A 16,622-nucleotide genomic window follows, 5' to 3' on the forward strand; every position below is an offset into this window, starting at 1 on the left:
AGAAATGTATCCCCTTTAACGAATACTTGTATGAATAATCTCTATTGTGAAGCCTGCGGAGCGAAAGTTTTCTTTCAGAACTCAGTCTGTTTGAGCTGCAGTTGCTCTATCGCATACGACTTGGAATCGGGTCGCATGGTCGCTCTCTCTGGCGAGTCAGCTAACGCTGCTTTCAAGCCCTGTCGAAACCAAGTCGAATTCAATAATTGCAATTGGGTAATCGATGCGAATTCAGAATATGAATACTGCCAATCCTGCCGTTTGACGGAAATTATTCCCAATCTCTCGGAACCGGCAAATTTGAAAGCATGGGGAAAACTGGAAGAGGCAAAGCGGCGTCTCGTCTATAATTTGGATCGCCTTGGACTCAGGCCGGTCGAGAAAAAGGAGGAGGATGACTCTGGGCTATCCTTCCATTTCAAGGCGGATTCGAAGAAGAAGGGAGTTCCCCGTGTGCTGACTGGTCACGCCAGTGGAGTGGTCACCTTGAATATCGTGGAAGCGGACGATGTGGAGAGGGAGCGAATGCGTTCGGCGATGAACGAGCCCTATCGTACTCTATTGGGACATTTCCGGCACGAAGTGGGGCACTACTACTGGGATCAGCTGGTAGCTCCGAACGCTCTCGATTCCTTCCGGGAGTTGTTTGGCGATGAGTCGGTCAGTTATGCCGATTCGTTGGAAGCTCACTACAAGAATGGACCAGCTGCGAATTGGAGAGAACTGCACATCAGCGCCTACGCGGCGGCTCATCCTTGGGAGGATTGGGCGGAAACCTGGGCGCATTACCTGCACTTGATGGATTCGCTGGGAACTGCTTTCTACTCCAAAATTCGGATCGAGGGAGAGCGAAGCGAGGATCCTGTTTTCAGTTATGACGACCTCGATCTAAAGTGCTTTGACTCTATCATAAAGCACTGGCCCGCAGTCGCCTGTATGATCAATAGTTTCAACCGAAGCTTGGGAGTATCGGATGCGTATCCGTTTTTTATTCCCGATCGCGTAGTGGAAAAACTAAGGTATGTGCACGACATGATTCCTCAGCACCGGAAAGACTGAGGTTTCATTTCTCGCGACTTGTGAATCCGTTCACGGACGTTCTATTTCGAAGAACGCGTCTGTACGGCAATAGCCGTTGGGGCCGTGCATGCGACCGACGAGTTGCATGGCGTTTGTGTCGGTGTATCCAGTTTTAGGATCGTAGAAGCGATCCTCGATGGCTGCCTGCACGACCTTGGCGATGATGAGCCGATTTTGACCGATTTCTTGGATACTGTGAAGCTCGCACTCCAATGCGACTGCCGCTCCAGCGATGCGAGGAGGAGAGACTTTGACGGATGGGACAGTGGACAGGCCAAACGCAGCGATCTCACTTTCCTCGTGCGGCAACGATGTGGAGGTTTTCACCATCTTTTGGGCTTGGGCTTCGGACACGGTGTGGATGACGAATTGGCCAGAGGTTTTGATGTTGAGAACGGTGTCCTTGGGTTCGCCGGTATCAGGTCGATTTCCGATACCGAGAACCACGAGCGGTGGCTTGGAGCCGAAAACGTTGAAGAAGCTAAACGGTGCGGCATTGACGACGCCAGCTTCGGAAAGGGACGTAACCCAGGCGATGGGACGAGGCACGACGACGGAGGTCAGGAACTTGTAGCGTTCGGTCGGGGAGAGGTTTGGCAGGTCGATTTCCATGTTTGTCCAAGCTGTGGCAGAGAGCGTTCCCGGGCAAAGTGAAAACGAGAAAGGCACGCCAGTTGGCGTGCCTTTTGTCAGTTGTAATCTAAAAATGTGTGTAGCCTAGGCGAGAACGCTGAGGAATTGGCCGACCAATGTGCTACGATCAATTCTGCCATTAGTGCCGTAGGCTTGGCGCGGGACGTGGGAGATGGGAGAGTGTTTATGGGCTGCGCGTTCGAGGGTTTCCTTCGATATGTTAACTGATTGCTTAGTATCTTTTTTGACGGGATAGCGGACGGAGGGGCGACGTGTGAATTGGAATTCCTGGTTGAAGGACTCCGGAGTGATTCGCTTGGCCGTTTCGAAAGACATGGCCGGAGTTTAGCAAAAATTTAGCAACTTGGCTATGGAGTGAAGCGCTCAAATCGATGTTTTTCCGATTGAATACCCAGTGAAAGGGTTGCGAGAACACGCAAAGATAGTACCTGGTTGCCTTTCTGGAGTCGTCGGGAGACTCGCTCGCAATTCTAACTCTGGTGCTTTGATTAAACACTAGCTTTGGTCGCGCCAGCTATGGCTATGGCTGCACTCTTGGCCGTGGCAGCTGCGGCAGCTGACGCGGTCGTGCTTCGTAACGCTCGCGAAAGATTCAGTCCGCCGACGAGAACGCTGAGGGCGCCCCAGGCTAGGTCTCGTCGCTGAGGCTCGTCACCGTCCTTTAGTCCGGCGGAAAAGACGGCCACGATTTTCGCCATTTTTTCTTCGTAGAGCGTTCGGATGGATTCAGGAAAGCGTACGACATGTGGCAGTGGTATTTGGCTTTGAGGTGGTTGAGTTAGCTGGGAGACATGAAGTCTGCTGCTTTGGATGCGAAGGGGAGCAAGGCGAATATGCGTGAGAATACTTGGGTGTGAGCTATGCGTTATAACGACTTTGCTAGGGTCTTCCATTCGGTGGCCATAGCGTGGGCGGCAGGACTGAGGTAGCCTGACTTGCGATAGACGAGGGCTACTTTTCGTCGAATTCCCGGTTGGGCGATGGGGACGGAACGAAGCGTCGCGTTCATGAGAGGGGAGTTGGCGACTTGGGCGGGAAGTACGCTGGCGAGGCCCGTAGATTCGAGGGAGGCGATGATGCCTTCTATGGTATTCATTTCGATGGCAACTTTTAAGGAAACGTCTAGGTCGTCGCAGGTTTTTTCAAAAATTCGCCGTGTGCAATAGTCGCGGGTGAGGAGAATGAGTTCTGCTTGGGCGAGCGTTTTGAGGCTGATGGTCTTCTTGTTGTACCAAGGATGGCCACGGGGAGCTAGAGCGACGAAACGTTCTTCGTAGAGGGTTTCCGAGGCGAGGTTGGGCGAATCGCAGGGGCCGAAGCCGATGCCAAGGTCGAGCTCGCCTTTGAGGAGTGAGGTTTCGATTTCGTCGGCGGCTAGTTCGGCGAGGGAAACGAATACCTGCGGATAGCGACGTTTGAAGGCGCTGATGACGAGGGGTCCGAAGCAGCAATTGGGCGTTTGGGCGATGCCGATGCGTAGGCGTCCGCGAACGAGGGCGCTGTGCTCGCGGGTGGCTTCGGCGGACTCGTCGACGAGGGAGACGATTCGGTCGGCGTAGTCCCAAAAGAGGGAACCTGCATCGGTGAGTCTGACGCCCCGTCCGACGCGTTCGAAGAGTTGAGTGCCCAGTTCCTCCTCCAGTTGGCGCACTTGTAGGGACAAGGCAGGTTGGGCGATGTTTAGCTTTTCTGCGGCGCGGCGGAAGTGTTCTTCGGCGGCGACGACGCGAAAGGAGCGAATTTGGCGGAGTTCCATGAAGCAATTAAATGATAACTAATTCCTATCAGAACAATAGAAAAGTATTAATATTATTATCAAATGGAGTTGGCTATCTTATGGGCGAACCAGATGCCAAGGGGCATCGAAACGAAACCTAAAAAAAGAAATCTGAATTATGAAATCCAAAGCTATCTATTACCATGCTGGTTGTCCTGTTTGCGTCGAAGCGGAGCGCGGAGTCGCGTCGGCCATCGATGCGAATCGTTATGATGTTGAAATCGTTCATTTGGGGGAGTCTCCTGAACGACTTGGCGAAGCGTCTGACGCTGGAGTTGTATCCGTGCCAGCATTACATATCGGCGAGAGCGTGTTTCATGTGAATTTCGGCGCGCCGTTAGAGCAATTGGGGGCGAAGTCGTGAGCCGGGTGAATAGGAAAGGTGGTAAGCTGGGAGTTGGGCTGCTCGTCTTTGTGTTAACATTGTCCCTGTCGCCGCTCGCATTGACCTGTCCCAATTGTATCAAGGCTCCCGACGACGCAACTGAGTTTCAGATCAAGTCGACTCGGGTAGTCGAGCTTGAGGATCTCGATGCGTATGTTTTCGAGGTGAAAGTGGCCGGCGAAGCGGGCAGGATCACTCCGGAGGCTGCTGGACAGCTGGATGGGGCTCCTGTCCTGGGCTATGTCTTTCCTACGAATCTGAATCCTTCTTCGGTTGGGTTTGGGAGCGTGGAAGGCATTCTTGCACTGGCTGTGACATCGCATCCAGATTTTGACGACACGCCGCTTTGGGATGAGAATGCGGACGGAGACTGGAAAAACGACGGTCGGATTTGGCACCCGCATTGGGTGGTGCTGAACAAAGACGAGCGAATCGATTCGCTTGCGGTCCGGCAATTCGATCCGGGCGATGCGTCGGTGACGCTTCCACCAACGAATCCGGGGATGCCGATGTACATGGACTCGCCGGGGTTTAGCGTTACGACGAAGGGATCGTTGCTGAGAGTTCTTGTGCCGAGGAGTCGGATACGTGCTGCGGGGGATTTTCGCTTCGATGCGGTGACGGCTTATATGCAAGTGAATACAAGTGACAAGAGCCGTCCGATGCTAGGCGTGTACAAAGTCTACAGCGTGGCTTCTGGCGACCTGTCTTTGCCCTTCGAGGTTAAGGCTGGTAAACTGTAGGGACCGTTTCGATCGAGGATGCTCAGGCTCGGGCATCCTCGATTTTTTGGGTTTCGGCACCGATTAAGTCTGGTCGTTTGTTCGAAGGACGTCTTCCTCCTTCGCCAAGGCTTCGGCGACGCGTTCGGTGTCGGGGCGTCGGTGGATTTCAACTACGGTCGTGAGGCTGACTTCGACGGCTTTTTGGGGGGAGACTGGGTTGTGCTTTGTTTAACCGCAGATGGACGCAGATGGGGCGATTTGTGATTAGGAGGCGTTTTGGGGCGAGTCTGATGACTCGGGGATGGGCGGTGTTGTTGGGATTTGGAAGGCTCGTTGGTGGTTGGGCTTTGCTGGACGCGGACTTCCCCCTTCGCTAAGGCTACGGCGGACAGGGAGAGTTCCGCGCTACGGGATTCGGTTTTTCGCGGAGGACGCTGAGAGCGCGAAACTGGGAGTTGCGGCGTGCCGCGAGCGGCAGCCCTACGGGTTTTGGGCATGAAAAAGTGGGGGGGGATGGAGACTTTGTGGGGCGAGTCTGATGACTCGGGGATGGGTTGTTGGGGCTTGGAAGGCTTGTTGGTGGTTGGGCTTTGCTGGACGCGGACTTCGACCTTCGCTAAGGCTACGGCGGACAGGGAAAGTTCCGTGCTGCGGGATTGGGTTTTTCGCGGTGGACGCTGAGTGCGCGAAATTGGGAGTTGCGGCGTGCCGCGAGCGGCAGCCCTACGGGGTTTGGGTACGTACGGGGTTTGGGTACGAGAAAGCGGGCGGTTTGGGGCCGCCCGCTTTGGGTGAGATTCGTTTGATTCGGCTAGAATTTTAGGCCGCCGAGGGCGTCGCCTAAGGAGTTGCCGAAGTTTCCGCCGCGGTTGTTGCCTCCGCCACGGTTGCGGTTGCCGCCGTGCTGGGGGCGGGGGCCGCGGTTTTGTTGGTTGGCTTTGTCGGCGGCTCGTTCGGCGGGGGAGCGTCGGTCGATTTCGACTACAGACTTTAGGCTGAGGCCGATGCGCTTGCGGGCTACGTCGACTTCGGTGACGGTGGCGGAGACTTTTTGGCCGACCTTGACGACTTCATTTGGGTCCTTGACGAAGGTGTCGGAGAGTTGGCTGATGTGGGCGAGTCCGTCTTGGTGCACGCCGATGTCGATGAAGGCGCCGAAGGCGGTGACGTTGGTGACGACGCCGGTGAGCTTCATGCCTTCGGTGAGGTCGGTGATGGCGTTGACGCCTTCCTTGAACTGGACGAGTTCGAATTCGGCGCGGGGGTCGCGGCCGGGCTTGGCGAGCTCTTGTACGATGTCTTGCAGGGTCGGAAGTCCTACTTCCTCTGTAGTGTACTTCTGGATATCGATTCGGTTACGGGCGGAGGAGTCGGCGATGAGGTCTTTGAGGGATACTTCGACGTCGAAGGCCATTTTTTCTACGAGGCCGTAGCGTTCGGGGTGAACGGCGGAGGCGTCGAGCGGGTTCGCTGCGCCGCGGATGCGGAGGAAGCCGGCGGCTTGCTCGAAGGCTTTGGGGCCGATGCCGGCGACTTTGGTGATTTCTTTGCGGGATTTGAAGGGACCGTTGGTTTCGCGGTGGGAGACAATGGCTCCGGCGAGGCGGGGGTTGAGTCCGGAGACGTAGGAGAGGAGCTGCTTGGAGGCAGTGTTCACTTCTACACCGACGGCGTTGACGCAGGAGAGGACGGAGTCGTCGAGGGAGGCTTTGAGGGCGCGTTGATCGACGTCGTGCTGGTACTGGCCGACTCCGATGGACTTGGGATCGATTTTGACGAGTTCGGCGAGCGGGTCCATGAGTCTCCGTCCGATGGATACAGCTCCGCGCACGGTGATGTCTTTGTCGGGAAATTCTTCGCGGGCGACGTCGGAGGCTGAGTAGATGGAGGCACCGGATTCGTTGACCATGACGATGGCGATTTGTTTGGGCAGGCCGAGGGAGCGAACGAAGGTTTCGGTCTCGCGGCCGGCGGTGCCGTTGCCGATGGCGATGGCTTCGACGTTGAAGCGTTGGGCGAGGCCGCTGACGATGGTCTTGGCTTCGTCGATCTGGCGTTGGGATTGGCTGGGGTAGATGACGGTGTCGAAGAGGAGTTTTCCTTGGGCGTCGAGCACGACGGTCTTGCAACCGGTGCGGAAGCCGGGGTCGATGGCCATGACGGAGCGTTCGCCGAGGGCCGGGGCGAGGAGGAGTTCGCGTATGTTGGATGTAAATACGTTTATGGCTTCGGCGTCGGCTCGTTTTTTGATTTCTAGGCGAGCTGCGGTTTCCATGGAGATGGAGAGAAGGCGCTTGAAGGCGTCTTTGGTGGCGAGGCGGACTTGCTCGGCGGCGGGGCTTTGTCCTTTTACGAACCGTTGTTCGAGCTTGGCGACGGCGAGGTCTTCGTCGGGGCGGACGGACATGGAGAGGATCATTTCCGACTCGCCGCGGCGGATGGCGAGGATGCGGTGGGAGGGGGCGTTGGCGACGGGTTCGGACCAGTCGAAGTAGTCGCGGTATTTGGCACCTTCCTCTTCTTTGCCCATCATGACCTTGGAGGTAAGGGTGGAGTGTTTGGTGTAGAGTTCGCGGAGCTCGGCGCGGGCGTCGGCGTCGTCGTTGATCCACTCGGCGATGATGTCGCGGGCGCCGGCGAGGGCGGCATCGGAGTCGGCGACTTCCTTTTCGGCATCGACGAAGGCGGCAGCTTCGGTGGCGGGGTCGATGGCGGCGTCTTCCTGGTTTTGGAAGAGGGTTTCGGCGAGGGGCTCGAGGCCTTTTTCGCGAGCGATGGTTGCCTTGGTTCGACGCTTGGGCTTGTAGGGGAGGTAGACGTCCTCGAGGCGGGCCATGGTTTCGGCGGCGTTGACCTTGGCCTTGAGTTCGTCGGTGAGGACTTTTTGGTCTTCGAGGGATTTGAGGATGGCGGCGCGGCGGTCTTCGAGGGCTTTGAGCTGGTCGAGGCGGTCGCGGATGTTGGCGATCTGGACTTCGTCGAGTCCGCCGGTGGCTTCTTTGCGGTAGCGAGCGATGAAGGGGACGGTGCCGCCTTCGACGAGGAGTTTGGCGGTGGCGGCTACGTGGGACTCTGGGATGCTGAGCTCTTCAGAGATTTTTGGCAGGAAGTCTTCGTGCATGAAATTGGGATTTGGGTACTTGCTGTTCGGTGCTGGCTGGCAAGAGCGCCTTCGGAGGACACTTTTCACCTTAGGAAAGCCGGTGAGAATGAGAGTGGCTCAACGGGTGGCAAGGCGGATTTGCAGGTGAGTTGGCTTTGCTGAAAACGGTGATTTAGCTGTAATTTATACGTCTACCTATAGGACTTGTCGTTCGAACTTGTGGAGTTGTCTTGCCTGCGCAATGTATGTGAATTCCTCGCTGTTCAGAGACACTACCCCTTCGTTTCTGTGCAGGCTAGGTCGTCCAAGGGCCATTCGTCGAGTTTCGTTTAGAGGTGCTTTGCGCCTGGTTCTTGCTTTGAACATCACCCCCTGAACTATCCCATAGCCCCCAAGTAATTTGAGCCGCAAGCTCTGTCGATGAACTCGGTCTCGTTTAGTGTAGACGCGCGTTTTGAGATTAGGCGGGACGTGGAAATCAACCAATCGTTGCTACATGATACTCAATTATTCGCTAATGAAAATTCGCGGGCTTCTCGAACGTGAGAGACCCCATCCGCAAGCTCGCCGTGGGCGGCTTTTTCGACTCTTTTCTAATGCTCGTCTCGCGGCAGTGCTCCTAGCAAGCGCTCTCGCAACGGGCGCAGCTAGTGCCCAGGTCGCTGATAACAATTTTGAAGACGGCAGCACTCAAGGCTGGGGGCCACGCGGTTCTGTGTCGGTGGTGAATTCCTCGTCTGCGGCCTACGCTGGGTCCTCCAGTCTTCTGACCTCCGGCAGCACGGCCACTTGGAACGGTCCGTCGCTTGATGTGACAAGTCTCTTGCAGCCAGACGTGACCTACCAGATCTCTGCTTGGGTCAAGATGGAGGCCGGTCAAGTGCCTGCGGACCTGAAGTTTACGGTGCAGCGCAACGAAGGCGCAACGGCGAACTACTCTCAGGTCAACGCTCCGGTGACGGTGACCGACGCGGATTGGGTGGCGCTGCAAGGCAGCTACAGCTTCACCGGCGATGCGACCACCCAAATCCAGATCTATCTGGAGGGAGCGACCACGGGAATCGCCTTTCACATGGACGATTTTCTAATTGAAGGCGAGGAACCAGGCGAGTTTTGCCCGACCCCTTATGACCAGTCAGGCTTGATGTCTGACTTCGAATTGGGCACGAATGACGGCTGGTCTAGTCGAGGTGGCTCGGTCACGGCGCAGGTCGTCTCCACCGATAGCTACGATGGCGATTACAGCCTTGAGGTGACCGGCCGTAGCGCGACTTGGCAAGGGGCATCGATCGACACCATGTGCAAGATGCATAGGGGCGACAAGTATCTGATTTCGCTCTGGGTCAAACTGCTGCCAGGGCAGGAGCCGACGAATTTGCGAGTCAGTCTCCAGTCCAGTCTTGATGGGCAGACATCCTACAGCCAAGTGATCGGTGACACGGCAGTGTCCTCTGACGAGTGGGTGAATTTGATAACTGAATACACCTTTACGCGTGAAGCGGAATCGATGCAGCTCTATGTGGAGTCCACCAGCGCGACCGCCTCCTTCTATATCGACGAGTTTCTCTTGATGTACCTGCAGCCGATCCCGATCCAGACCGACATACCTTCGGTGAAGGATGTTTGGGCAGATAGCTTCCCGGTCGGGGCCGCGATCAATCCCGGCGAAACGGTGGGGCAGCATGCCGAGTTGTTGCTCAAGCATTTCGCGAGCGTGACAGCTGACAACGCGATGAAGTGGAGCAGCTTGCAGCCAAGTGAGGGTACCTTCAATTGGGGGCCTGCCGACACGATCGCGGACTTTGCTCGTGAGAATGGCCTGATGCTGCGCGGGCACACTTTGGTTTGGCACTCTCAAGTGCCTGATTGGGTATTTGAGGATAGTAGTGGAAATCCGCTTACGCCGGGAGATTCAGATGCTCGGGATCTCGTGATCGAGCGCATGAGGACGCATATCACTGCGGTGATGGAGCGTTACGCGGACGTGGTCGACGACTGGGACGTGATCAATGAAGTGATCGAGGCGAGTCAGCCAGGAGGTCTTCGGGTCTCGCCCTGGTTAGAGATCGTTGGTCCTGAGTTCATAGACCTCGCTTTCCAGTTTGCGGATGAAGTGGGTACCGGAGCCGGGCTCTACATCAACGATTACAGTACGACCAATCCGGCGAAGCGCGACGCCTTGAAGGCGGTGGTGCAAGGCTTGCTTGAACGTGGTGTTCCGGTTGATGGCGTTGGTCACCAGATGCACATGAATGTGGAGTACCCAGGCTTGGACCTGATTCGCGAAACGTTGATGACCTTTGCGGAGTTGGGCTTGGATAATCAAGTGACGGAACTCGACATCAGTGCCTATACCAACAGTACGGATACGGCGCCGGTGACGCCCGAAACCTTGATTGAGCAAGGCTATCGCTATCGTGACGTTTTCAACCTGTATCGAGAACTTAGTGACATCATCAGCTCCGTGACCTTATGGGGAATGGCTGACGACAATACTTGGTTGAAGACCTTTCCAATAACGCGCGACGACAAGCCGCTTCTATTCGACGAAGACCTGCAAGCCAAATGGGCCTATTGGGGAATCGTGGATCCCACGGTGTTGCCGCTCTCAACCAAAGCGCTCTCTGTGACGAAGGGCAGTCCACGCATCAACGCGGCAGAAGACCTACGCTGGAAAGCTATTGCGGATACCGAGCTGGAATCGGAAGGCGAAGAAGGCAGCTGGGCTTCCTTCAAAGCCCTTTGGGAGGGCGAGACCCTCTACCTGCAAGTGGAGGTCGATGATCGGCTTCGTTGGGGCGATAGCGTCGAAGTCTTCTTAGAAGGTATGGAGTATCGGTTCAATAGATACGGACGCCAGAGGCTCGCTGGCGCCAATGCGATGATTACGCCGACTTGGAAAGGCTATCGGCTCGAAGCGTCACTGCCGGTAGGAATCGAACTTCAAGTTGGCGACGAAGTGAAGTTTGATGTTCGAGTGACGGATGCTGCCACGTCGAGACAGGCGTCTTGGAGCGACATTCGCCATGGCCAAGACGAGAGTGACGAGAATGCCGGCACGCTGACCCTCATGGATAAAAAGAAGATCGAGATTGTGCTCCCGGGCTACGCGTCGATTGACGGGCTTGCCGACAGACGTTGGCGGCACGCTTCCGGTTTCAAGACGAGAAATTTCGTCTTGGGCGATTCGGGAGCTACGGCAAAGGTACAGTTGATGCACTCTCGTGGATCGCTCTACCTATATGCCATGGTGAGCGATCCGGTGCTGAGCAAGGTGAGCCCCAATCCTTGGGAGCAGGATTCTATCGAAATTTTCATCGATGCGAACAATGCCCAAACCGCATCCTACGATGGAGACGACGCCCAATATCGGATAAACTTCGACAACGAGCTGAGTCTTGGGGGAGCGGCCAGCGTGGACCGCATCGAATCTGCCACGCGTGTAGTGGCTGGTGGATACGTGGTCGAAGCGCGGATTGATTTGGGTGATTCTGACACGTTTGTTGGTTTCGATATCCAAGTGAATGATGATGGGGCCGGCGACGGCATACGCAGCAGCGTTTCGACTTGGAACGACGTCAGTGGCGAAGCGTTTCGCGATGCGTCTCAGTTTGGGGCACTGATGCTATTGGGTCAAAGGTGGTTCCGTTAGGAAGCCCTCTCGGTTGATTTTGAACGAGCCCGCGCCTACAGCGCGGGCTTTTTTTTGAGAGGTAGGCGGCTGGCAAGTGAGATTTGGGTAGCCTGACGTTTTCTGGTCTCGACTCGAAATTGGCACAGGCGGTGGCTTGAAACTTGCAGCGGGATCGCGGATGCTGCGGATCATGTTTTTACGTGCTTTAGGGGGCTTTGTTGTGCTGACTTGCGCGCAGGTGGCCGCATGGACGGAACCTGTCGCTGAGGTTGAGTTTTCCGCGATCCGAGTTGATCAGGAGGTGGATGGGGATGCTGAAATGGTCGCCTACCTCGCTCCCTATCACGAGGGAGTGGAAGCATATGCAAGTGAGGTGATCGGCTATGCTGCAGAACCGTTGTCGCGGCGGAGGCCTGAGTGTGGTTTGTCTAACTTAGTCGCGGATTCGTTACGTGTGGTGGGGGCCAAGGAGTTCGAGGTGGAGGTGGATCTAGCAGTTACGAATTTCGGTGGCTTACGACGGGACCTGCCGGCTGGGCCACTCACGATGGGCTTGATTTCAGAGCTTTCACCTTTTGAGAACTACCTAACTTATCTAGAAGTTAAGGGAGATCTCGTCTGGGAGCTGGCGCGACAGGCGACGTCGGGAGTAGCCTTGTCTGGTATCAGAGTGAAGCTCGACGAGCATGGTGAAGTATTTGAAGCGACGGTGGGCGGGCAGCCGGTCGAGAAAGGGAAGCGGTACCGCGTGATAACGGTCGACTACTTGGTGGCGACCTACGACTCGTTATTTCGTGAAGAATGGATCCTCGAGAAGCGCGTATCGAAGAATCTGGTACAACGGGATGCGATCGTCTTGCATTTGTCGCAGCTGAATGCGGAAGGGGTGAAGATATCCGATGGTGGAGAGGGAAGAGTGGAGGTGGTAAAATGAAGGTTATGGACAGGAGACGTTTTATCGGAACGGCGGGATTTGGGCTAACGGTGCTCTCTGGGGCTCTAGGGCGAGGTGCGAGCAACGCTCCGCGGTTGACGATCTTGCAGACCAATGACACCCATTCGCGCATCGATCCTTTTCCGATGGATGGCGGTCGCAACCAAGGGCTGGGCGGTGTGGCCCGCCGAAAAGTATTGATTGATCGGATACGTAATCGAGAGCAGTTTACTTTGTTGGTCGATAGCGGCGATATTTTTCAGGGGACGCCTTACTATAACCTTTATGGAGGCGAGGTCGAAATCGAAGCCATGAATCGGATGGGCTACGAAGTCGGCACGGTGGGCAATCACGAGTTCGACAATGGAATCGAAGGACTTGAGAAAACCATGCCCTTGGCGAAGTTCGAGTGGGTTTCCAGCAATTTGGACTGGAGCGGCGCGAATGCGTTGGCACCTTTGGTAAAGCCTTGGACCGTCCGGGAGGTTGGTCCGTTTAAGGTGGGGCTCTTCGGCTTGCTCTGCGAGCTGGACGGGATGGTCGCCCCCAGCAACCACCAGGGTGTGATCTATCTCGATCCGGTGGAGTCAGCTCGTCGAGCGGTGAGGGATTTGAAGCGGGAGGGTTGTAATCTGATCGTCTGCTTGTCGCACATGGGGTACGGTACTCGATCGGAGAATGAGCAGTTGCGTGACGACCGTTTACCCGCTGCGGTGGAAGGCGTCGACTTGGTATTGGGTGGTCACTCGCACACTTTCTTGGACGAGCTAGTAGAGCTGCCGCGCAGAGGAGGAGGACTGACGCGTATCACACAGCAAGGCTGGGCCGGGATGCGGATGGGGCAGATCGACGTGAGCTTAAGCGCGGGCAGTGAACTTGTGATGCGGCAGGCCCCTGTTTGGGTTTCCTAGCGGAACACTTGAAAAGGCCGGTGTGAATTGGCTGAAACCCTTATGACTCGGAGAAACCGAAGTGGATCTAGTGATTATCTAGGATGCGTCTTGCGGTCTGATGCTGTCGAGCGTTGAGAGAACGCTCTCTTGCGTTAGGGCAATACTCGAGCTGAGTACATCCAGGAGTGGTGCTATGCTTTCTGAGTCATTTTCGATGCAGGCCTTTTCTAGTTGTTTGGCGAGGGCGCTAAGCTTATCCGCCCCGCACTCGGCCGCACTACCTTTTATAGTGTGCGAAACGAGGCGAAGCTCTTCCAAGTTTTGATGGGTTTTGGCCTTTTCGGCGAATGAATCGAGGTTGCCCACAAATACAGTTAGGATTTCGCTGATTAGCTCCATGTCGTCAGTCAATAAAGATACAAGCCGGTCTAGATTGAAGTATTGGCTCTCAGGTGGGGGCTCAGCGTTATCGGGCAAAGGAAGTACCTCAGTTGTGTCGGGAGATATGCGCTTGCCGAGCCATCTTTGGAGAGAAGCGACTAGAGCGTCTTGGGCGATTGGCTTGGATAGGTAGTCGTCCATGCCGGATTCGATGCATTTTTGTTGGTCCCCGAGGAATGCGTTCGCTGTTAAGGCGATTATGGGAACGTGTGGCCTATCCCCATCCCGTTCATATTTGCGAATAGCTTTAGTTGCTTCGAAGCCGTCCATGATCGGCATCATGCAATCCATGAAGATGGCGTCGTAGTTGAAACTGAGATACTGTTTAACGGCCTCTTTCCCGTTGCCAGCTGTATCCACGCTGTATCCATATTTCTTCTCCAACATGCTTCGGAGGAGAGTTTGGTTCAGGGCTGTGTCGTCTACGAGTAAAATACGGAAACGTCCGCCCGGCGGCGCTGGTTCGGGTTTATCGATGAGGTTTGATTTCTCGGATAAGTTGGAGCAATCGTAGCCAAGTGTTTTGGCAATCGCGAGCCTCAGCTGTTCCGGTTTGATAATGGGCTTAAGGAAGAAGGCGTCGAACCCGGATGCGAGGAAGTGGGATTGGCCGTTGTGAAAGCTTCCGGATGTGATCAGGATCAGTTTGGTAGTTTGAATCTCCTGATCTTCGCGTACTCTCTTAGCGAATTGCGGGCCGTCCATCGTGGGCATGCAATAATCTATGAGGGCTACTTGGTACGGCCTACCTTCTCGGACTGCATCTTTGAGCTTTTGCAAGGCGTCTGCCCCGTCTGCTGCAGTATCTGCTGTGAGGTTCCATTGTCCGCACTGTTCCGCGAGTAGGGTGCGGTTAAGTGGATAGTCGTCTGCAATAAGTATCCGTGTATTGGATATATCAAGGTCAGTCTTCTCGGTTTTGAGTTCGATGGGCGTGGGAGGAATAGGAAGCGTGAACCAGAAGGTGGAGCCTTGGCCTTCTTTGCTTTTTAAGTGAATTTCTCCACCCATCATTTCGGCTAACAACTTGCAGATGGCGAGACCTAGTCCAGTTCCCCCGAACTTTCGGGAAGTGGAGCTGTCGGCTTGAGTGAACTTCGTGAATAGCGAGGCGTGTGCGTCTTCGGGGATGCCAATTCCCGTATCCGACACGGAAATACGAGCGAAGTTGTCAGGCTGTTCCGGTTCACGAGTGACTTCGATGAAAACATGCCCGGAATCGGTGAACTTTATAGCGTTTCCTGCGAGATTTATTATAATCTGGCGAATGCGGCCTGGGTCTGCGTGGAAGCCGAGTGGTAGGTCCGGATCATAGCGTAGCAACATTTCGAGCCCTTTGTCAGAGGCCTCGTTGGAAAGTAGCTCTGCTGCCTCCTCAGCGATCTGGCGCAGGTCGAAGGGCATGGATTCGACTTCGAGCTTTCCAGCCTCAATTTTGGAGAAGTCGAGGATGTCGTTAATGATGGCGAGCAATGACTGGCCAGAGTTAAGGATGTAGCGAGCGAAGTTTTTGGCATCCTCTGGGAGCTTAGAATCAAGCAGAAGGTTGGAGAAACCGATGACGCTGTTCATGGGGGTGCGAATTTCGTGGGACATGGTGGCGAGGAATTCGCTCTTAGCCTTATTTGCAGCTTCAGCATCTTCCGAAGCTTGTTTGGCTCCCTCGAGAGCTATAGCCAAGTCCTCTTGGGCCTTGATGCGCTCTGTGATATCGGTGCGGATCGCTACGTAGCTCTCGAGTCTGCCTTGTTCGTTACGGTAGGGCACGATGTTGGTGTCTACCCAGTAGTGTGTTCCGTCCTTGGCCTTGTTTTTAACTTCAGCGCGCCAGACCCCACCGTTCGCGATGGTCTTGTACATGTTAGCGAAGAAAGAGCGGGGATGATGGCCAGAGTTGAGGATGCGGTGGTCCTTTCCGATGAGCTCTTCTCGCGAGTACTTGCTGATATCGCAGAACTTGTCGTTGACGTATTGGATGCGTCCGGAGGTGCTGGTTATGGCGACGATAGAATGTTGGTCGAGGGCGAAGGTCTGAGATTTAAGCTCGTGGCGGGCGCGGTCGGCACGGATGCGGCTTGCTTCGGCTTCCGCGGATTGGGCCTTTAGAAATACGAACATTCTTCTACCGAAAATGAGCGTCACAATGACGATAAGGGCGAAAAGGAGTAGTAGGATGAACTCGATTTCGGTCAGCTTCTCGGAGCGTTGGACCTCGGATTGGAAGTTTTGCTTTTGGATTCGTGATACCTCGTGGGTGAGCTTTGAGAGTTGGATGCTGCACTCTGCGGCGGTCCGGTCCATGCTTGCCATGATGGAGCCCGCGACGTCTACCTGGCCGGTCGCCATCGAGTCGAATATTGCTTGGGAATAGGCGTCGAGGATTCGGAAGCTCGCCTCTATATTGTTGATCTCATCGAGGAGGTTGGTGGCGGTTTCAGTGTTTTGAGAGGCTTCGCTGAGATGGGTTCGAAGCGTTTCTAGTCTTTCTCGAAATTGGATGTCTGCCTTGTGCTTGAAGTACCGTTCGAGGACGGGATCGCGGGAGTCGAAGATGTTGTTCCCGGGGGCGTTTGAGGCGACAATTGCATCGTTGAGGCTGATCATCTGGTCGGTGCTGGTGGACCAGAAGTTGTCAGTTTCGATCGTCTTCTTGTATTCGTTGTTTAGAAATGAACCGAAGAAGAACGCTGCACAGATGGTAGCGAGGTTTAGAAAGGCGAGAGCGTAGTACGCCCACTTCCACTTGTCGGTAGAGCGTCCGTAAGATTTCGGTCGGTTGGGCGTCGAAGCCGTTTGCGTGTCGGTGGGCATGATGGGCGGGCACGGGAGTCCCGGAATAGGCGCAGCTTATCTCAAAGGAAGGCTCGTGATAGTGAATCGACGCGTTTTAGAGGCTTTTTAGCCGAAAAACTTCAGTTTGGCGTCGCCAGATTTGCTCGAACACGCCTCCTGCCTCGGCGACAGGAGGGGGATTCGAGAAGCTCCTCCCTTGTCAT

13 protein-coding genes are annotated in these 16,622 nt (G+C 55.3%); 7 read left to right on the forward strand and 6 right to left on the reverse strand.

Annotated features, from left to right (window positions below):
- The first annotated feature begins 30 nt into the window (after positions 1 to 30).
- A complete protein-coding gene (locus QEH53_RS12040) occupies positions 31 to 1,059 on the forward strand; it encodes a putative zinc-binding metallopeptidase (protein ID WP_309023445.1) in 1,029 nt (342 codons plus the stop codon).
- Between the two features lie 30 nt (positions 1,060 to 1,089).
- On the opposite strand, the gene QEH53_RS12045 is transcribed toward QEH53_RS12040, so the two are convergent.
- From QEH53_RS12045 to QEH53_RS12060, 4 genes are all read right to left on the reverse strand, one after another.
- Entirely contained in the window at positions 1,090 to 1,749 is a 660-nt protein-coding gene (locus tag QEH53_RS12045) for a flavin reductase family protein (RefSeq protein ID WP_309023446.1), read from the reverse strand.
- Positions 1,750 to 1,797: 48 nt separating this feature from the next.
- Positions 1,798 to 2,049 carry a hypothetical protein gene (locus QEH53_RS12050; RefSeq protein ID WP_309023447.1) on the reverse strand — a complete coding sequence of 84 codons (252 nt, stop codon included), beginning with the start codon at positions 2,047 to 2,049 and terminating at the stop codon, positions 1,798 to 1,800.
- 173 nt (positions 2,050 to 2,222) lie between these two features.
- Positions 2,223 to 2,432: a hypothetical protein gene (locus QEH53_RS12055; protein WP_309023448.1), complete on the reverse strand. Its 210-nt coding sequence runs from the start codon at positions 2,430 to 2,432 to the stop codon at positions 2,223 to 2,225.
- A 167-nt stretch (positions 2,433 to 2,599) separates the two neighbouring features.
- Positions 2,600 to 3,490, reverse strand: a complete 891-nt coding sequence (locus QEH53_RS12060) for a LysR substrate-binding domain-containing protein (protein WP_309023449.1) — start codon at positions 3,488 to 3,490, stop codon at positions 2,600 to 2,602.
- A gap of 139 nt (positions 3,491 to 3,629) precedes the next feature.
- Here QEH53_RS12060 and QEH53_RS12065 point away from each other — a divergent pair, with 139 nt between their 5' ends.
- The 3 genes from QEH53_RS12065 to QEH53_RS12075 all read left to right on the forward strand — a co-directional run bounded on the left by QEH53_RS12065 (position 3,630) and on the right by QEH53_RS12075 (position 5,302).
- The gene (locus QEH53_RS12065; protein WP_309023450.1) at positions 3,630 to 3,875 is read left to right on the forward strand and encodes a hypothetical protein; all 246 of its coding nucleotides are present in this window, start codon (positions 3,630 to 3,632) and stop codon (positions 3,873 to 3,875) included.
- A gap of 5 nt (positions 3,876 to 3,880) precedes the next feature.
- Positions 3,881 to 4,639 carry a hypothetical protein gene (locus QEH53_RS12070; protein WP_309023451.1) on the forward strand — a complete coding sequence of 253 codons (759 nt, stop codon included), beginning with the start codon at positions 3,881 to 3,883 and terminating at the stop codon, positions 4,637 to 4,639.
- A 477-nt stretch (positions 4,640 to 5,116) separates the two neighbouring features.
- Positions 5,117 to 5,302: a hypothetical protein gene (locus QEH53_RS12075; RefSeq protein ID WP_309023452.1), complete on the forward strand. Its 186-nt coding sequence runs from the start codon at positions 5,117 to 5,119 to the stop codon at positions 5,300 to 5,302.
- A gap of 130 nt (positions 5,303 to 5,432) precedes the next feature.
- Here the strand turns inward: QEH53_RS12075 and QEH53_RS12080 are convergent, their stop codons facing one another.
- Positions 5,433 to 7,742 carry a Tex family protein gene (locus QEH53_RS12080; RefSeq protein ID WP_309023453.1) on the reverse strand — a complete coding sequence of 770 codons (2,310 nt, stop codon included), beginning with the start codon at positions 7,740 to 7,742 and terminating at the stop codon, positions 5,433 to 5,435.
- A gap of 499 nt (positions 7,743 to 8,241) precedes the next feature.
- Here QEH53_RS12080 and QEH53_RS12085 point away from each other — a divergent pair, with 499 nt between their 5' ends.
- From QEH53_RS12085 to QEH53_RS12095, 3 genes are all read left to right on the forward strand, one after another.
- Positions 8,242 to 11,376 carry an endo-1,4-beta-xylanase gene (locus tag QEH53_RS12085; protein ID WP_309023454.1) on the forward strand — a complete coding sequence of 1,045 codons (3,135 nt, stop codon included), beginning with the start codon at positions 8,242 to 8,244 and terminating at the stop codon, positions 11,374 to 11,376.
- A gap of 202 nt (positions 11,377 to 11,578) precedes the next feature.
- Positions 11,579 to 12,292 (forward strand): 5'-nucleotidase C-terminal domain-containing protein, encoded by a 714-nt coding sequence (locus QEH53_RS12090; protein ID WP_309023455.1) that lies wholly within the window; start codon positions 11,579 to 11,581, stop codon positions 12,290 to 12,292.
- Positions 12,289 to 13,203 (forward strand): metallophosphatase, encoded by a 915-nt coding sequence (locus QEH53_RS12095; protein ID WP_309023456.1) that lies wholly within the window; start codon positions 12,289 to 12,291, stop codon positions 13,201 to 13,203. The genes QEH53_RS12090 and QEH53_RS12095 overlap by 4 nt, the downstream gene beginning before the upstream one ends.
- Before the next feature lie 78 nt (positions 13,204 to 13,281).
- Here QEH53_RS12095 and QEH53_RS12100 read toward each other — a convergent pair whose 3' ends face one another.
- A complete protein-coding gene (locus tag QEH53_RS12100; RefSeq protein WP_309023457.1) occupies positions 13,282 to 16,437 on the reverse strand; it encodes a response regulator in 3,156 nt (1,051 codons plus the stop codon).
- Positions 16,438 to 16,622: the final 185 nt, after the last annotated feature.

Source organism: Pelagicoccus sp. SDUM812002 (genome assembly GCF_031127835.1).
GTDB lineage: Bacteria > Verrucomicrobiota > Verrucomicrobiia > Opitutales > Opitutaceae > Pelagicoccus.